The following is a 14,525-nucleotide window of genomic DNA, read 5'->3' as shown; positions in this document are numbered from 1 at the left end:
CGAAAAGCGAGCCGCTCAATGCGGCATGAAATCATCGGGAAGCGCGCGGCGCAGCCGCGCCGGCTGTCGAAGCAATTGTATGCGGGTTGCGGACGGCGCGCTGAGGCCCGCGGCCTAGCGCCGCACGCCGCGACCCGCGGTCGGCGGTCGCTCGCCATGCGTGCCGGCGACCGTCATCGCGAGCTGGAACAGGCCATCCCACGGATCGGGCGGCGGCTCGTCCTGCGGGCGCCGGCCGGGCGTCACGGCGGACAGCCCCTTGACCTGCCGGTCGAGCCGCGCGGCGAACGACAGCGCCTTCTCGAGCACGGCTTCGGTCACGCGATTGAGCGCGGGGCCGATCAGCCGCTCGCGTGGCCCCCATACGCGGTTCTCGCGCATCAGCGTCGCAAGCGGCTTGCCGGCCGCCACGCCGCGCTTGATCCGCAGCAGCGTGCGCAACTCCTCGACGACCGCCCACATCACGAGCACGATCGCCTCGCCCTCGCCCTTCAGGCCGTCGATCATCCGCGCGAGCCGCGCGGCGTCGCCGGCGAGCATCGCTTCGTTCAGCTTGAAGACATCGTAGCGCGCGACGTTCAGCACCGCGTCGTGCACCTGCTCGAACGACAGCGCGCCCTGCGGATACAGCAGGCCGAGCTTCTGGATTTCCTGGTGCGCGGCAAGCAGGTTGCCCTCGACGCGCTCGGCGATGAACTGCAGCGCGCGCCGGCCATCGTCGCCGGCCGCGACCCGCTGGCCCTGCATCGCGAGACGCTGGCCGATCCAGTTCGGCAGCTGCGCGCGGTCGACCGGATCGATCTTCAGCGCGACGCCGCCATTCAGCAGCGCGGTGAACCACGCGGACTTCTGCGTCGCCGCGTCGAGGCGCGGCAGCGTGACGAGCACCAGCGCGTCCGGATTGTTCGCGGCAGCGAGCGCCTTCAGCGCGTCGGCGCCTTCCTTGCCCGGCTTGCCCGACGGGATCCGCAGCTCGATCAGCTGGCGTTCGCCGAACAGCGACATCGCCTGGGTCGCGCCAAGCAGCACGCTCCAGTCGAAGCCGCGCTCGACCGTATGCACCGACCGCTCGGTGAAGCCGGCCGCACGCGCGGCGGCGCGGATCCGGTCGCACGCCTCCTGCGCGAGCAGCGGCTCGTCGCCGAATACGGTGTAGAGCCCGGTCAACCCCTTCGCGAGGTGCGGCTCCAGCGCGTCAAGTCGCAGTTGCATCGGTTCGTGCGTCCACGTTTTACAGTGGCGGCGGCGGCAACGGCGCGCGCGGCGCAACGCCCGGCACCACGTCCTCCGGCGCCGGATTCAGCGAGTGGACGATCGCAAGACGCCGCATCAGCTGGTCGACCGCGTCGTTCTGCATGTCGCCGTAGAGGATATCGGCCTCCTGCGACTTCGCGTTCGTGTACTGGTCGCTGTACGTCATCGCGCGGTTCAGCGCGATCACGCTCGGCGGGATCAGCACGGTGCCGTCCTTGCCCGTCAGCGTGTAGCTCAGCGAATAGTTGAGCGCGTACTCCTGGGCCGAGCCGTACCGGTTGAGCGTCAGCGTGCTCTGGCCGCGCGACTCGGACATGCTCAGCACCGCGTCCGCCTGGTCCGGCACCTTGACGATCTTCGTGTCGCTGCCGGCCTCGACGAGCCGCGTGAAACGCGCCGCAACCGCTGGCTGCGCGCCGACGACCAGCAGGTGCTTGAACGCGTAGTCCTGCTGGCCCCGCAACTGGAAACCGCATGCCGACAGCGCGAGCGCGCTGCCGACGAGCATCAAAAACGATCTGCGGATCACCTTCGCTCCTTCAATTTGCGTCCGGACGGCCCTTCGGCCGTCAGACGACGATGTTCACGAGGCGGCCCGGCACGACGACGATCTTCTTCGCCGGCTTGCCTTCGCCAAACTTCGCGAACATCTCGTCGGCCTGCGCCGCGGCTTCGATCGCCTCGCGGCTCGCGTCCTTCGCGACCTTCAGCGCGCCACGCACCTTGCCGTTGATCTGCAGCACGAGTTCGATCTCGGCCTGCTCGAGCGCGGCCTCGTCGACCTTCGGCCACGGCGCGTCGAGCAGCGGGCCGAACTCGTCCGCGTAGCCGAGCGCCTTCCACAGCTCGAACGTGACGTGAGGCACGACCGGGTACAGCACGCGCAGCAGCACGCCGTACGTCTCGCGCAGCACCGCGGGCGTTGCGCCCTTCGCGCCGTCGATCGCGTTCAGCATCTTCATCGCGGCCGATACGACCGTGTTGTACTGCAGGCGCTGGTAGTCGAAATCGGCCTGCTTCAGCACGCTGTAGATCTCGCGGCGCAGTGCCTTGTCGGCATCGCCGAGCGTGGCCGCGTCGAACGCCGCGCGCTCCGCGAGCGCAGCGCGGTTCGCGGCGCCGAAGCTCCATACGCGGCGCAGGAAGCGGCTCGCGCCCTCGACGCCCGCGCCCGACCACTCGAGCTGCTGCTCGGGCGGCGCGGCGAACATCGTGAACAGGCGCGCGGTGTCCGCGCCGTACTGGTCGATCAGCACCTGCGGATCGACGCCGTTGTTCTTCGACTTCGACATCTTCTCGATGCCGCCGAGCACGACCGGCTGGCCGTCGGCGTTCAGCGTCGCGCCGACCGGGCGGCCCTTGTCGTCGAACGCGACGGTCACGTCGGCCGGGTTGTACCAGGTCTTCTTGCCCGATGCATCCTCGCGGTAGAACGTCTCGTTCAGCACCATCCCCTGCGTGAGCAGGTTCTTCGCCGGCTCGCCGAACTTCACGAGGCCGAGGTCGCGCATCACCTTGGTCCAGAAGCGCGAGTACAGCAGGTGCAGGATCGCGTGCTCGATGCCGCCGATGTACTGGTCCATCGGCATCCAGTAGTCGGTGCGCGCGTCGACCATCGTGGCGGCGTCCGGCGCCGTGTAGCGCGAGAAGTACCACGACGAATCGACGAAGGTATCCATCGTGTCGGTTTCGCGCTTCGCGGCCGCGCCGCACTTCGGGCACGTGCAGTTCAGGAACGCTTCCGACTTCGCGAGCGGGTTGCCCGAGCCGTCCGGCACGAGGTCTTCCGGCAGCACGACCGGCAGGTCCTGCTCCGGCACCGGCACGTCGCCGCACGACGGGCAGTGGATGATCGGGATCGGCGTGCCCCAGTAGCGCTGGCGCGACACGCCCCAGTCGCGCAGGCGCCACGTGACCTGCTTGTCGCCGAAGCCGCCGGCCTTCAGGTCGGCCGCGATCGCGTCGACCGCGTCGCCGTACTTCAGGCCGTCGTACTTGCCGCTGTTCACGCACGCCGCGACATCCTTGTCGCCGTACCATTCCTGCCACGCGTCGGTCGACCATTGCTGGCCTTCGGCCGCGATCACCTGCCTGATCGGCAGGTCGTACTTCTTCGCGAACGCGAAATCGCGCTCGTCGTGCGCCGGCACGCCCATCACCGCGCCTTCGCCGTAGCTCATCAGCACGTAGTTGCCGATCCACACCTCGACCGGCTGCTGCGTCAGCGGATGCGTGACCATGAAGCCGGTCGGTACGCCCTTCTTCTCCATCGTCGCCATGTCGACTTCGGCGACGCCGCCGCGCTTGCACTCGTCGATGAACGCCTGCAGCTCGGGCTTGTCCTGCGCAAGATGCGTCGCGAGCGGGTGCTCGGCCGCGATCGCGCAGAACGTCACGCCCATGATCGTGTCGGCGCGCGTCGTGAATACGCGCAGCAGCTTCTGCTCGCCGTCGAGCTCATACGGGAAGCCGAAGTTCACGCCGAAGCTCTTGCCGATCCAGTTCTGCTGCATGATCTTCACGCGCTCGGGCCAGCCGAGGCCGTCGAGGTCGTTCAGCAGTTCATCCGCGTACTGCGTGATGCGCAGGTAGTACATCGGGATCTCGCGCTTCTCGACGAGCGCGCCCGAGCGCCAGCCGCGGCCGTCGATCACCTGCTCGTTCGCGAGCACGGTCTGGTCGACCGGATCCCAGTTCACCGTGCCCGTCTTCTTGTACGCGATGCCCTTCTCGAGCATCTTCAGGAACAGCCACTGGTTCCACTTGTAGTAATCGGGCTTGCAGGTCGCGATCTCGCGCGACCAGTCGATCGCGAGCCCCATCGACTGCATCTGGCCCTTCATGTAGTCGATGTTGTCGTAGGTCCACTTCGCGGGCGGCACGCCGTTCGCCATCGCGGCGTTCTCGGCCGGCATCCCGAACGCATCCCAGCCCATCGGCATCAGCGTGTTGTAGCCGTTCATCCGCAGATAGCGGTACATCACGTCGTTGATCGTGTAGTTGCGCACGTGACCCATGTGCAGCTTGCCGGACGGGTAAGGCAGCATCGACACGCAGTAGAACTTCGGCTTCTGCGAGTCTTCCTTCGTCTTGTAAGCATCGGCTGCGCGCCAGTCACGCTGGGCGGCGGCTTCGACGTCGGCGGGTACGTATCTCTCGTGCATGGTGTGTTCGGACTAGGCTTTAAGCGGCGCGCCGCGACGGCTCGCGCGGGAGTGGATCGAAAATCGTGCTGGCCCGGCGGAGGACAGGCTCGCTGCTGCCAGGCCTGCCCGGGGCTTCCGGATGCATTCCGGGCGCCCCCGCAACGTGCCGGGCTGCCGGAAAGACATCTGCCGACCGGGAAAAACGTCGATTATACCGTCCGCGCCGGCCCGCACGGCCGGTGTCGCCGGCCGGCGCCCGCGTTCCCGCCGCATTCCCGCCGCGTTCCCGTATTCCCGCGACCGGCGCGAACGCGCGCCGCTGCGCTCAGTGCTGCGCGAGCGCAGAAGCTCAGTGCCGCACGGGCGCGGCGGAAGGCGCCGCGGGGCCGCCTTGCGGCGCCGGCAGCTCGGTCACGAAACCGATCCGCGTGAGGCCCGCGGCCTGCGCGGCGCCCATCACCTGCGCGATCACGTCGTAGCGGGTCGCGCGCGACGCGCGCAGGCGCAGCTCGGGCGGCGGGCTGCCGCCGGCGGCAGCCCGGAAGCGCGCGGGCAGCGCGTCGAGCGCGACCGGCGTGTCGTCCCAGTAGAGCTTGCCCGCATCGTCGATCGACAGCGTGATGCTCTGCGGCGTGTCGCGCGCGGCGCCGGCCGCGACCTTCGGCAGGTCGAGCCGGATCGCGTGCGTCATCAGCGGCGCGGTCACGATGAAGATGACGAGCAGCACGAGCATCACGTCGATCAGCGGAGTCATGTTGATCTCCGCCATCGGCGCGGACGTCTTGTGGTGCTCGAGTCCGCCGAATGCCATGGTCGTCCCTCCGGAAGGCGCGCGTCAGGCGTCGCTCGCGCACACGAACACGTGCAGGTCGCGCGCGAAGCCGTCGAGCTCCTCGGCGAGCTGGCGCACGAGGCGCCCGAGGATGTTGTACGCGAGCACGGCGGGAATCGCGACCACGAGCCCGAACGCGGTCATGATCAGCGCCTCGCCGACCGGGCCTGCGACGCTTTCGATCTGCGCCTGCCCGCTCGCGGCGATGCTGCCGAGCGCGTGATAGATACCCCAGACGGTGCCGAGCAGCCCGACGAACGGCGCGGTACTGCCGATCGACGCGAGCAGCACCTGGCCGAACTCGAGCCGCCGCTGCGAATGCAGCATCGCGTGGCGCAGCGCGCGCAGCACGCGTTCGCTGCGCTCGACGCGCGCGGCCAGCGCGGCGGGATCGTGATCGCGGGCCGCATCGCGCGCGGCTTCGGCGAGCGGCACGAACACGCGCTCGCGGTCGGCGCCGGCGAGCGCCGCAATGCCCGCGTCGAGCGTCGGCGCGCGCCAGAACGCGGCAACCGCGCCGGGCCCCTGCCACTTCGCGCGGACCAGCAGCCAGGCCTTCACGACGAGGAAACACCAGCTGGCGACGGACATCGCCAGCAGCACATAGGCGACGGCGTGCGTGACGGCATCGCCGCTTTCGAGGTAGTGGACAACGCCGGTGGGAATCGCCATCGGAGTTTCCGGCGCGCGTCAGCGCAGGCCGAGCACGTCCTGCATCTCGAACAGGCCGGCGCCGTGCGCGGACAGGAAGCGCACCGCGCGCAACGCACCCTGCGCGTACGACACGCGGCTCGACGACTTGTGCGTGATCTCGATCCGCTCGCCGATCCCGGCGAACAGCACGGTGTGGTCGCCGACGATGTCGCCGCCGCGGATCGCGGAGAAGCCGATCGTCGACGGATCGCGCTCGCCCGTCACGCCGTGGCGGCCATACACCGCGCAGTCGTCGAGCGATCGCCCGAGCGCGCCGGCGACGGCTTCGCCCATCATCAGCGCGGTGCCCGACGGCGCATCGACCTTGTGGCGGTGATGGGCTTCGATGATCTCGATGTCGTAGCCGTGCGAGAAATGTTTCGCGGCGAATTCGAGCAGCTTCAGCGTGACGTTCACGCCGACGCTCATGTTCGCCGAGAACACGATGCCGATCTTCTCCGCGGCCGCGCGCAGCGTGGCCTTTTGCTCTTCGGTGAAGCCGGTCGTGCCGATCACGAGCTTCACGTCGTGGCGCAGCGCGGCCTCGACGTGCGCGATCGTGCCTTCCGGACGCGTGAAATCGATCAGGTAGTCGGCCTGCGCGAACACGGCGTCGAGATCGTCGGTCAGCTTGACGCCGGTTTCCTTGCCGAGGAACGCGCCTGCGTCCTGGCCGAGGTACGGCGAGCCGGCGCGGTCGAGCGCGCCGACGAGCTGCGCGTCGGAATCGTTGAGAACGGCTTCGATCAGCATCCGGCCCATACGGCCCGACGCACCGGCAATCGCAATCTTCATGGCTTTATGTACGACAGGTTGACAGGGGGCGGCGCATGCCGCCCCGTTTCCACGCGCTTACTGGGACTGGCCCGGCGCGGTGAGCGGCTGGTTCTGCAGCGTGTCCGAGCCCTGCGGGCCGACGGGCGGCGCCGCCTCGGTCGACACGTTCGGCTGCGGCGGGCGATGGAACTGGAACTGCGGCTGAATGGCCGGATTCGCGCCCGGCGGCTGCCCGCCCGGCACCGGCGCGCCGCCGGCGGCTGCCTGCGCGGACGGCGAGAAGCGGCGCGCGGTGCCGCCCTGGCCGGCCACCTGGCCGGTCGCGCGGTTCGCCGCGCGCGCGGCTTGCGCGTTCGCGTCCTGGTCGACGGTGGCGCCGGCGCTTGCTGCTTCCGGCACCACGGCCGCTGTCGCAGCCGGCTCGCTCGTCGCCTGCACGGCGCTCGCGCCGCTCGCGGCGGCTGCAGCCGCGGCTTCGGCCGCCTTCTTCGCCTTCCGGCCGCGCTTGTCGCCGTCGATGTCGGCCAGCAGGTCGAGCTCGGACGGCAGGTTGTCGGCCCCCGTCCAGCTCACGAGGCGGTCGCCCGAGAACGTCAGCACGAGATCGCGCTGCTGGACGACGGACGTCGAGCCGCGCTTGAAGTAGAAGAGGTAATCCCAGCGATCGGCGTGGAACATGTCCGTCAGCAGCGGCGTGCCGATCAGCGCGCGAACCTGGTCGCGCGTCATGCCGGCCTGCAGCTGCGACGCTTTCTCCTGCGACACGAAGTTACCTTGCACGACCGTGATCCGGTAGGGCGTGATGCTCTGCGCGATGCGCTGCGTCACGCTGTCGTACGACGAACAACCAGCCAGCGCGGCAACGGCGACGGCAGCGATGATGGCACTCCGCATGCGGCTCCTCTGAAAGTGCAAAAGAGATTCTGGAATCATTTCCTTCACCGTGCCGGCCCGCGTCGCAGGCCGCGCGTGTTTCTGGAACGGCCAAAAGCCGGTAACATTGAAGCCCTGCATTGTACTCTAGGGATGCCTAGCCATGACCAATCCGACGGATCTCAAGAATATCGGGCTAAAGGCCACCCTACCGCGCCTCAAGATTCTCGAGATCTTCCAGCAGAGTCCCGTCCGCCACCTGACGGCCGAAGACGTCTATCGCAACCTGCTCAACGAACAGCTCGACATCGGGCTGGCGACCGTCTATCGCGTGCTGACGCAATTCGAGCAGGCCGGGCTGCTGACCCGCAGCAACTTCGAATCCGGCAAAGCCGTGTTCGAGCTGAACGAAGGGACGCACCACGACCACCTCGTCTGCCTCGACTGCGGCCGGGTCGAGGAATTCTTCGACGCTGAGATCGAAAGCCGTCAGCAGTCGATCGCAAAGGAACGCGGCTTCAAGCTCCAGGAACACTCGCTCGCGTTGTACGGCAACTGCACGACCGAAAACTGCCCGCACCGCAAGCACTGATCCGCGCGCAACGCGCATGCAAAACGGCCCGGCCGGCATCTCGCCGACCGGGCCGTCTTCTTTTGGGGCATACCGGCGCGGGTGTGCCGGGCGCGCGTCGCCGGAGGCCCGTCAGGCCGCGCTCGTGCAGGCCGCCTCGAGATCGAGCTGCCACGCGCCGTCGAGCGGAATCTCGTCGCAGTTCGGCTGCGGGCCGCCGCGATCGACGACGACGAAATCGCTGAGCGCGTCGAGCGCGAGCAGCGGATGGTGCCAGACGCCCTTCGCATAGTTCACGCCCTGCCATCCAACGGCCAGGAACGCGCGCATCGCGTCAGGCCGGAACTCGCCCGCCGGCGCGACGACGATCGCGTAGCGCGACACGGCCGCGAGCGGCACGAACGCCTGGCTGCCGTGCGGATGGCGCTCCATCAGCGTGATCGCGACCGGCAGCGCGCGCGGCTGCGCGCGGAACACGCTGACGAGCGGGCGCCCGCCGTCCGCGCACACGTCGATCGTCGCGAGATCGTGGAACCGCTCGGTCGTGCCGCCGTTGATCGGAAAATGCCGCGCGCCTTCGAGCGCGATCACGTCGCCGAACGGCGCGAACGCTTCACGGGTCAGGCGCTCGACGCGCAGGGTCTGAAGCCGGGTCATGTTCGCCTCCGCCGTCAGGCCGGTTCGCCCCACAGACGCAGGCGCGACACGCCGCCGTCCGGGAAGATGTTGAAACGCACGTGCGTGACCGGACCGAGCGCCGCGAGCGCGTCGAACGTGTGGACGTGGTCCATCGACAGCTTCTGCTCACCGAGCAGTTCGGGCCAGAACATCGCCTGCGTGACCAGCGAATCGTCGGTGCCGCCCGTGACATGCGCGGCCTGCAGCGAACAGCGGTCCGGGAAATTGCCCTTGAAGAACGCGGTGTCGACCTCGACGCGCCGGATCACGCCCGGCCGCGCGAGCGCGACGATCGCCCAGTCGTTGCCGGGCTCGCGGCGGCGGCGGGTTTCCCAGCCGTCGCCCATGTTCACGCCGCGCCCCGGCATCAGCATCTGCGACGCCGCGCCGAAGTGCTGATTGTTCGCGGCCACCAGATAGCCGCCGTTCTCGATCGCGGCCAGGTCGACCAGCTCGCCCTGCGGCACCTGGCGCCAGTCGCGCTGCGGCTGGCCGTATACGCGCAGCCGCGCGAGCCCACCGTCCGGATACAGGTTCACGCGCAGGTGCGTGTACGGCTGCGGATCGGTCACGTCGACGTAGTGGTGGCTGTTGCCCTGCAGTGTCGTCGCGGGGACGATCGTGCGCCATTCGACGTCGTCCGGCGGCGTGTCGCCGTCGGCGACGCACGCGTCGATCGACGCGGCCGGCGGGAAGTTGCCGGTGAAGTGGCTCGTGTCGAGGTCGACGCCGTGGATCACGCCCGGCCGCGCGAGCCGCACCACGCAGAAATCGTGGCCGGTCGTGCGCTTGCGGCGCGTCTCCCAGCCGTCCATCCACTTGCCGTGATCGTCGTACTTGCCGGGAATGAACACGGCCGGCTCGGGGTTCAGCATGCGCTCCTTCGGCGCGAAGAACTCGTCGCTCGCGTGGAGCGCCTTTGCACCAACGCGCGGATCGGCGAGGTTCATGTAGCGCCGCGTGAAGGCCGGCGCGTTCGGGTCGAGGATGGGGGCTGCCATGTCGTCTCCTGTGTTCTGCGCCGGGCGCGTCGAGGCGCCCGGCGGCATGATGGGGATGCGGATCGAGCCGCGGACTCAGACCGCGTGCGCGCCGTCGCCGGCGAGCGACGCCGCGGCGCCCTCCTCTTCGGCCGGCACGTAGCGCAGTTCGCGATTCAGCACGCGCTTCGCACGGGCCCGGTCGATGTCGTTCTCCCACACCGCGACGACGACCGTCGCGACGCAGTTGCCGATCAGGTTGGTCAGCGCACGGGCGATGCCGACGAACCAGTCGACCGGCAGGATCAGCACGAGGCCGAGGACGGGAATCGCGGGAATCGCCGACAGCGTCGCCGCGAGGATCACGATCGCCGAACCCGGAATCCCGTGCGCGCCCTTCGACGTGACGAGCGACACGAGCAGCACGACGATCAGGTCATGCGTCGACAGCGGCGTGTTGGTCGCCTGCGCGATGAACAGCACCGCGAGCGTCAGGTAGATCGAGAAGCCATCGAGGTTGAACGAGTAACCGGTCGGGATCACGAGGCCGACCGTCGAATCCTTGACGCCCATGTATTCGAGCTTGCGCATCACCTGCGGCAGCACCGCGTCCGACGACGCCGTGCCGAGCACGATCGACAGCTCCTCGCGCAGGTAGCGGATCAGCTTGAACACCGAGAAGCCGGCGAGCCGCATCACGATGCCGAGCACCACGGTGACGAACACGAAGCAGCTCAGGTAGAACACCGCGACGAGGTAGCCGAGCTGCTTCAGCGACGCGACGCCGTATTTGCCGGTCGTGAACGCGACCGCGCCGAGCACGCCGAGCGGCGCGAGCTTGATGATGAAGCCGATCACGCGGAAGAACACGTGCGACAGCTCCTCGATCAGCGAATTGACGCGCTGCGCCTTGTCGCCGAGCAGCGACAGCGCCGAGCCGAACAGCACCGCGAACACGAGGATCTGCAGGATGTCGCCCTTCGCGAATGCGTCGATCGCGGTGTCGGGGATGATCTTCATCAGGTAGCCGGCCGTGTCCTTCAGGCTCTCGGCGTTCTTCGCGTACGACGAGAGCGACGCCGCGTCGAGCGAGTGCAGGTCGATGTTCATCCCGACGCCCGGGCGCGTCAGCCACGCGAGCACGAGGCCGATGCCGAGCGCGAGCGTGGTCATCACCTCGAAGTAGACGACGGCCTTCAGGCCGACCCGGCCGACCTTCTTCAGGTCGCCCGCATTGGCCATCCCGCTGACCACGACGCAGAACACGATCGGGCCGATGACCATCTTGATGAGCTTCAGAAAACCGTCGCCGAGCGGCCTCAGCGACTCGGCGAAATGCGGGAAGAACGCGCCTAGCGCGACCCCGAGGATCAATGCGACGACTACTCGGCCAAACAGCGAATTAAGGAATTTCGACACGGCGCTCTCCTGAACCAACGGTTGCAGTTTCGTCTGTTCATACTGGTAAGACCAGTGATGTTATGGACGATAGTAGGAAGCCGATATAGTCCAGTCAAGGAAGAACAAAATAGGGATTTCCCGCCCCCTTCCGCCCCCTTTCAACCACTTGGCGGCCTGTCCGGCGGGGCCGGAACGCGGTGCGGATCGTGACTTTCCCGTAGGCCGGCGATGCACCGCGCGTGTGCGGATTACAATGCCGGTCAGACCGGCCATCATTCGCATCATGAAAAACGTTCCGCACACCGTGACCGACGCCGCCATCGCGACGATCCGCGACCGGATCGAGGCAGGCGTGTATCCGGTCGGCAGCCTGCTGCCGGCACAGCGCCAGCTCTCCGAGGAGCTGGAGATCAGCCGCGCGTCGCTGCGCGAGGCGCTGTCGACGCTCGAGGCGCTCGGGATGCTGCGCATCCGCGCCGGCAAGGGCGTGTATGTCGAAAGCGCGCAGGCCACGACCGGCCATGCGTGGCGGTTCGCCGAGCAGTCGTCGCTGCCCGACACCTACCAGATGCGCTACGCGCTCGAGGGCTTCGCCGCGCGGATGGCCGCGCGCGTCGTCACCGACGACGACATCGCGTGGTTCGAGGACAACCTCGCCGAGCTGCACGTGACGCTGACCGAAAACGAACTCGACGACGCGTCGCAGCTCGACTTCGAATTCCACATGCGGATCATCAATCTTGCCGGCAACGCGGCGATCGAATCGATCCTGCGCAGCAGCGCCGACATCATGAAGGAGAGCCAGCGGATGCCGTTCTACCGGCGCGAGCTGCTGCTTTCGACGTGGCACGAGCATCGCGCGATCGTCGACGCGCTGATCGCGCGCGACCCGGCCGCTGCCGGCGCGGCGATCGAGGCGCACATCGCGAACGCCGCGCAGCGCGCGGGCGTGTTCTTCCCGACGCCGGGGGCGTGAGCGCCTGAGCGCCCCCGGCCGGGCGACCGGCCGACACGCTGCCTGTCCGGCGGCCAAGCTCCCTATCCTTCCGTCCTGTTGCGGCGCCGTCCGGCCGCGGCAGGCTCGCGCCCGCGCGCCTGCGCATCGCGCAGCTCGAGCGTGCGCTCGACGAACGCGCGCGCGGCGACGCTGCGGTACGCGCCCCTGCGCGTCAGCAACGCGGCCATGCGCATCGGCAGCGGCGGATCGAGTTCCAGCGCGCACAGATCGCCGCTCGCGCGCGCGATCGCGTCGGGCAGCACCGTCGCGAGGCGGCCGCGCCGCACGAGCTCGAGAATCGCGTTGATCGCGTTCACCTCGATCGCGATGCGCGGCCGCGCGCCGTGATCGACGAAGTACTGGTCGATGCTCGCGCGCGTCGCGAACGCGCGGCTCAGCAGGATCAGCGGCTCGTCGCCGAGCTCGGCCGGCGTCAGCGCGCGGCGGCGGCGCGCGAGACGGTGCGTGCGGCCCGTCACGAGCGCGAGCGACTCGTTCCACAGCGGCGTCACGTCGATGTCCGGCAGGCGCGCGGGCGTGAACGCGAAGCCGGCGTCGAGCCGGTCGTCGGCGAGCAGCGCCTCGATCCGCTCCTGCGGCATCGCGTCGATCGTCAGCGTGACGTTCGGATACGCGGTGTTGAACGCATCGACGAGCGAGCCGATCAGGTACGCGGTGAAGGTCGGCGTCATCGCGAGCCGCAGCGAACCGATGCTCAGGTCCGCGACGTCGTGGACTGCGCGCTGCCCCGCGTCGAGCTCGTGCAGCGCCGCGCGCGCGTGCCGCGCATAGGCCTCGCCGAATTCGGTGAGCCGCACCGCGCGGCCCGAGCGGTCGAACAGCTGCACGCCGAGCTGATCCTCGAGCTGGCGGATCTGCTGCGACAGCGTCGGCTGCGACACGTGCAGCACCTCGGCCGCGCGCGTGAAATTGCGCTGCTCGGCGACGGCCAGGAAATAGCGGATGTGGCGGAGAAGCATCGCGGATCTGGTATTGGTTCTACCAATGGAAATCATAGCAATCCAGTCTTGGACGCTATGGCCGGCTGTCCGCATCATACGCGCTTCGATGCCGGCAGCCGCCGGTCCGCCCCACGCTTTCCGGATCCATGAACCCGCACCACGACACCCACCCCACCCTGACACGCGGCATGACGCTGCTGTTCGCCTGCGCGTGCGGCATCGTCATCGGCAACATCTACTACGCGCAGCCGCTCCTCGCCGCGATCGCGCACAGCTTCGGCCGCGCGCCGGCCGAGCTCGGCTTTCTCGTCACGCTCACGCAGCTCGGCTATGCGGCGAGCCTGCTGCTGATCGTGCCGCTCGGCGACGCGCTCAACCGCCACACGCTGATCGCGCGGCTGCTCGTGCTGAACGTCGTCGCACTCGTGGCGGTCGCATGCACCACGAACTTCGACGCGTTCATCGCCGCGAACATCGCGCTCGGCTTCGTGACCTGCTCGACGCAGCTCCTTGTGCCGTTCGCCGCATCGCTCGCCGACGCGCGCTCGCGCGGCCGCGCGGTCGGCACCGTGATGAGCGGCCTGCTGCTCGGCATCCTGCTTGCGCGCGTCGCGGCGGGCGCGATCGCCGACTGGCTCGGCTGGCGCGCGGTGTACGGGATCGCCGCGCTGATGGTGCTGGGGCTGACCGGCGTGCTCGCGATGAAGCTGCCGAAGGATCGCCGCGATCTGCGCGTCGATTATGCGGCGCTGATGAAATCGCTCGTCGCGCTCGTGCGCGTGCAGCCGCTGATCGCGCTGCGCTCCGTCTACGGTGCGCTCGTGTTCGCGTGCTTCAGCCTGCTGTGGACAGGCCTCACGTTCCTGCTGAGCCAGCCGCCCTATGGCTATACGGAAGGCCAGATCGGCCTGTTCGGCGTGGTTGGCGCAGTGGGCGCGCTCGCCGCGACGTCCGCGGGACGGCTCGTCGACCGCGGGCACGTCAACGCGGCAACCGGCCTGTTCGCGGCCGCGGTGCTCGCGTCATTCGCGCTGATCGCGGCCGGCGCGCATTCGCTCGCCGCGCTGACCGCCGGGATCCTGCTGCTCGACGTCGGCGTGCAGGGGATGCACATCTCGAACCAGAGCGTGATCTATGCGCTCGCCGGAGACGCGCGCAGCCGCGTGACGACGATCTACCTGACGAGCTACTTCATCGGCGGCGCGCTCGGGTCGTTCGCGGCGAGCGTCGCATTCGGCGTCGACGGCTGGCGCGGCGTGTGTGTCGCGGGCGCGGTGCTCGCGGGGCTGCTCATTGCACTGTGGGTCGCGTCGCAGCGCGTCGGCGCGCCGCAGGCGACGCAATGATCTGGCGTGCGAAGA

The 14,525-nt window shown here is 68.8% G+C and carries 14 protein-coding genes; 3 read left to right on the top strand and 11 right to left on the bottom strand.

Annotation, left to right across the window (positions count from 1 at the left end):
- Positions 1 to 114: 114 nt before the first annotated feature.
- From holA to bamE, 7 genes are all read right to left on the bottom strand, one after another.
- Complete coding sequence (gene holA / locus DID96_RS14525; protein ID WP_124599995.1) at positions 115 to 1,212, bottom strand: DNA polymerase III subunit delta; 1,098 nt, start codon at positions 1,210 to 1,212, stop codon at positions 115 to 117.
- Between the two features lie 19 nt (positions 1,213 to 1,231).
- Positions 1,232 to 1,783, bottom strand: coding sequence for an LPS assembly lipoprotein LptE (lptE, locus tag DID96_RS14520; protein ID WP_124599994.1), 552 nt, complete (start codon positions 1,781 to 1,783; stop codon positions 1,232 to 1,234).
- 40 nt (positions 1,784 to 1,823) lie between these two features.
- Positions 1,824 to 4,418, bottom strand: a complete 2,595-nt coding sequence (gene leuS / locus DID96_RS14515) for a leucine--tRNA ligase (RefSeq protein WP_124599993.1) — start codon at positions 4,416 to 4,418, stop codon at positions 1,824 to 1,826.
- Positions 4,419 to 4,749: 331 nt separating this feature from the next.
- On the bottom strand, positions 4,750 to 5,211 hold the full coding sequence (locus DID96_RS14510; RefSeq protein WP_124599992.1) for a biopolymer transporter ExbD: 462 nt from the start codon (positions 5,209 to 5,211) through the stop codon (positions 4,750 to 4,752).
- Between the two features lie 24 nt (positions 5,212 to 5,235).
- Complete coding sequence (locus DID96_RS14505) at positions 5,236 to 5,904, bottom strand: MotA/TolQ/ExbB proton channel family protein (protein WP_124599991.1); 669 nt, start codon at positions 5,902 to 5,904, stop codon at positions 5,236 to 5,238.
- Positions 5,905 to 5,922: 18 nt separating this feature from the next.
- A complete protein-coding gene (gene dapB / locus DID96_RS14500) occupies positions 5,923 to 6,720 on the bottom strand; it encodes a 4-hydroxy-tetrahydrodipicolinate reductase (RefSeq protein WP_124599990.1) in 798 nt (265 codons plus the stop codon).
- Between the two features lie 57 nt (positions 6,721 to 6,777).
- Positions 6,778 to 7,596 carry an outer membrane protein assembly factor BamE gene (gene bamE / locus DID96_RS14495; RefSeq protein ID WP_124599989.1) on the bottom strand — a complete coding sequence of 273 codons (819 nt, stop codon included), beginning with the start codon at positions 7,594 to 7,596 and terminating at the stop codon, positions 6,778 to 6,780.
- A 142-nt stretch (positions 7,597 to 7,738) separates the two neighbouring features.
- Between bamE and fur the strand changes: the two genes are divergently transcribed.
- A complete protein-coding gene (gene fur / locus DID96_RS14490; RefSeq protein WP_124599988.1) occupies positions 7,739 to 8,167 on the top strand; it encodes a ferric iron uptake transcriptional regulator in 429 nt (142 codons plus the stop codon).
- A 111-nt stretch (positions 8,168 to 8,278) separates the two neighbouring features.
- On the opposite strand, the gene DID96_RS14485 is transcribed toward fur, so the two are convergent.
- The 3 genes from DID96_RS14485 to DID96_RS14475 all read right to left on the bottom strand — a co-directional run bounded on the left by DID96_RS14485 (position 8,279) and on the right by DID96_RS14475 (position 11,223).
- Positions 8,279 to 8,803 carry an ureidoglycolate lyase gene (locus DID96_RS14485; RefSeq protein WP_124599987.1) on the bottom strand — a complete coding sequence of 175 codons (525 nt, stop codon included), beginning with the start codon at positions 8,801 to 8,803 and terminating at the stop codon, positions 8,279 to 8,281.
- A gap of 14 nt (positions 8,804 to 8,817) precedes the next feature.
- Positions 8,818 to 9,825 (bottom strand): allantoicase, encoded by a 1,008-nt coding sequence (gene alc / locus DID96_RS14480; RefSeq protein WP_124599986.1) that lies wholly within the window; start codon positions 9,823 to 9,825, stop codon positions 8,818 to 8,820.
- Positions 9,826 to 9,900: 75 nt separating this feature from the next.
- Positions 9,901 to 11,223: a C4-dicarboxylate transporter DctA gene (locus tag DID96_RS14475; protein WP_124599985.1), complete on the bottom strand. Its 1,323-nt coding sequence runs from the start codon at positions 11,221 to 11,223 to the stop codon at positions 9,901 to 9,903.
- Between the two features lie 235 nt (positions 11,224 to 11,458).
- Here DID96_RS14475 and DID96_RS14470 point away from each other — a divergent pair, with 235 nt between their 5' ends.
- Positions 11,459 to 12,181, top strand: coding sequence for a FadR/GntR family transcriptional regulator (locus tag DID96_RS14470; protein ID WP_124599984.1), 723 nt, complete (start codon positions 11,459 to 11,461; stop codon positions 12,179 to 12,181).
- Positions 12,182 to 12,243: 62 nt separating this feature from the next.
- On the opposite strand, the gene cynR is transcribed toward DID96_RS14470, so the two are convergent.
- Positions 12,244 to 13,182, bottom strand: coding sequence for a transcriptional regulator CynR (gene cynR / locus DID96_RS14465; RefSeq protein ID WP_124599983.1), 939 nt, complete (start codon positions 13,180 to 13,182; stop codon positions 12,244 to 12,246).
- Between the two features lie 128 nt (positions 13,183 to 13,310).
- Between cynR and DID96_RS14460 the strand changes: the two genes are divergently transcribed.
- A complete protein-coding gene (locus DID96_RS14460; RefSeq protein ID WP_124599982.1) occupies positions 13,311 to 14,510 on the top strand; it encodes an MFS transporter in 1,200 nt (399 codons plus the stop codon).
- The last annotated feature ends 15 nt before the right edge of the window (positions 14,511 to 14,525 follow it).

Source organism: Burkholderia sp. Bp8963 (genome assembly GCF_003854275.1).
GTDB lineage: Bacteria > Pseudomonadota > Gammaproteobacteria > Burkholderiales > Burkholderiaceae > Burkholderia.
Note: the sequence above shows the minus strand (reverse complement) of the source record. Positions and strands in the feature narration are given on the sequence as shown.

Excerpts from the sequence above, each read along its gene's own strand:
- holA (WP_124599995.1), bottom strand. The coding sequence starts at position 1,212 with ATGCAACTGCGACTTGACGCGCTGGAGCCGCACCTCGCGAAGGGGTTG.
- fur (WP_124599988.1), top strand. The coding sequence starts at position 7,739 with ATGACCAATCCGACGGATCTCAAGAATATCGGGCTAAAGGCCACCCTA.
- dapB (WP_124599990.1), bottom strand. The coding sequence starts at position 6,720 with ATGAAGATTGCGATTGCCGGTGCGTCGGGCCGTATGGGCCGGATGCTG.
- DID96_RS14460 (WP_124599982.1), top strand. The coding sequence starts at position 13,311 with ATGAACCCGCACCACGACACCCACCCCACCCTGACACGCGGCATGACG.
- DID96_RS14470 (WP_124599984.1), top strand. The coding sequence starts at position 11,459 with ATGCCGGTCAGACCGGCCATCATTCGCATCATGAAAAACGTTCCGCAC.
- alc (WP_124599986.1), bottom strand. The coding sequence starts at position 9,825 with ATGGCAGCCCCCATCCTCGACCCGAACGCGCCGGCCTTCACGCGGCGC.
- bamE (WP_124599989.1), bottom strand. The coding sequence starts at position 7,596 with ATGCGGAGTGCCATCATCGCTGCCGTCGCCGTTGCCGCGCTGGCTGGT.
- leuS (WP_124599993.1), bottom strand. The coding sequence starts at position 4,418 with ATGCACGAGAGATACGTACCCGCCGACGTCGAAGCCGCCGCCCAGCGT.
- DID96_RS14510 (WP_124599992.1), bottom strand. The coding sequence starts at position 5,211 with ATGGCATTCGGCGGACTCGAGCACCACAAGACGTCCGCGCCGATGGCG.
- cynR (WP_124599983.1), bottom strand. The coding sequence starts at position 13,182 with ATGCTTCTCCGCCACATCCGCTATTTCCTGGCCGTCGCCGAGCAGCGC.
- DID96_RS14505 (WP_124599991.1), bottom strand. The coding sequence starts at position 5,904 with ATGGCGATTCCCACCGGCGTTGTCCACTACCTCGAAAGCGGCGATGCC.
- DID96_RS14485 (WP_124599987.1), bottom strand. The coding sequence starts at position 8,803 with ATGACCCGGCTTCAGACCCTGCGCGTCGAGCGCCTGACCCGTGAAGCG.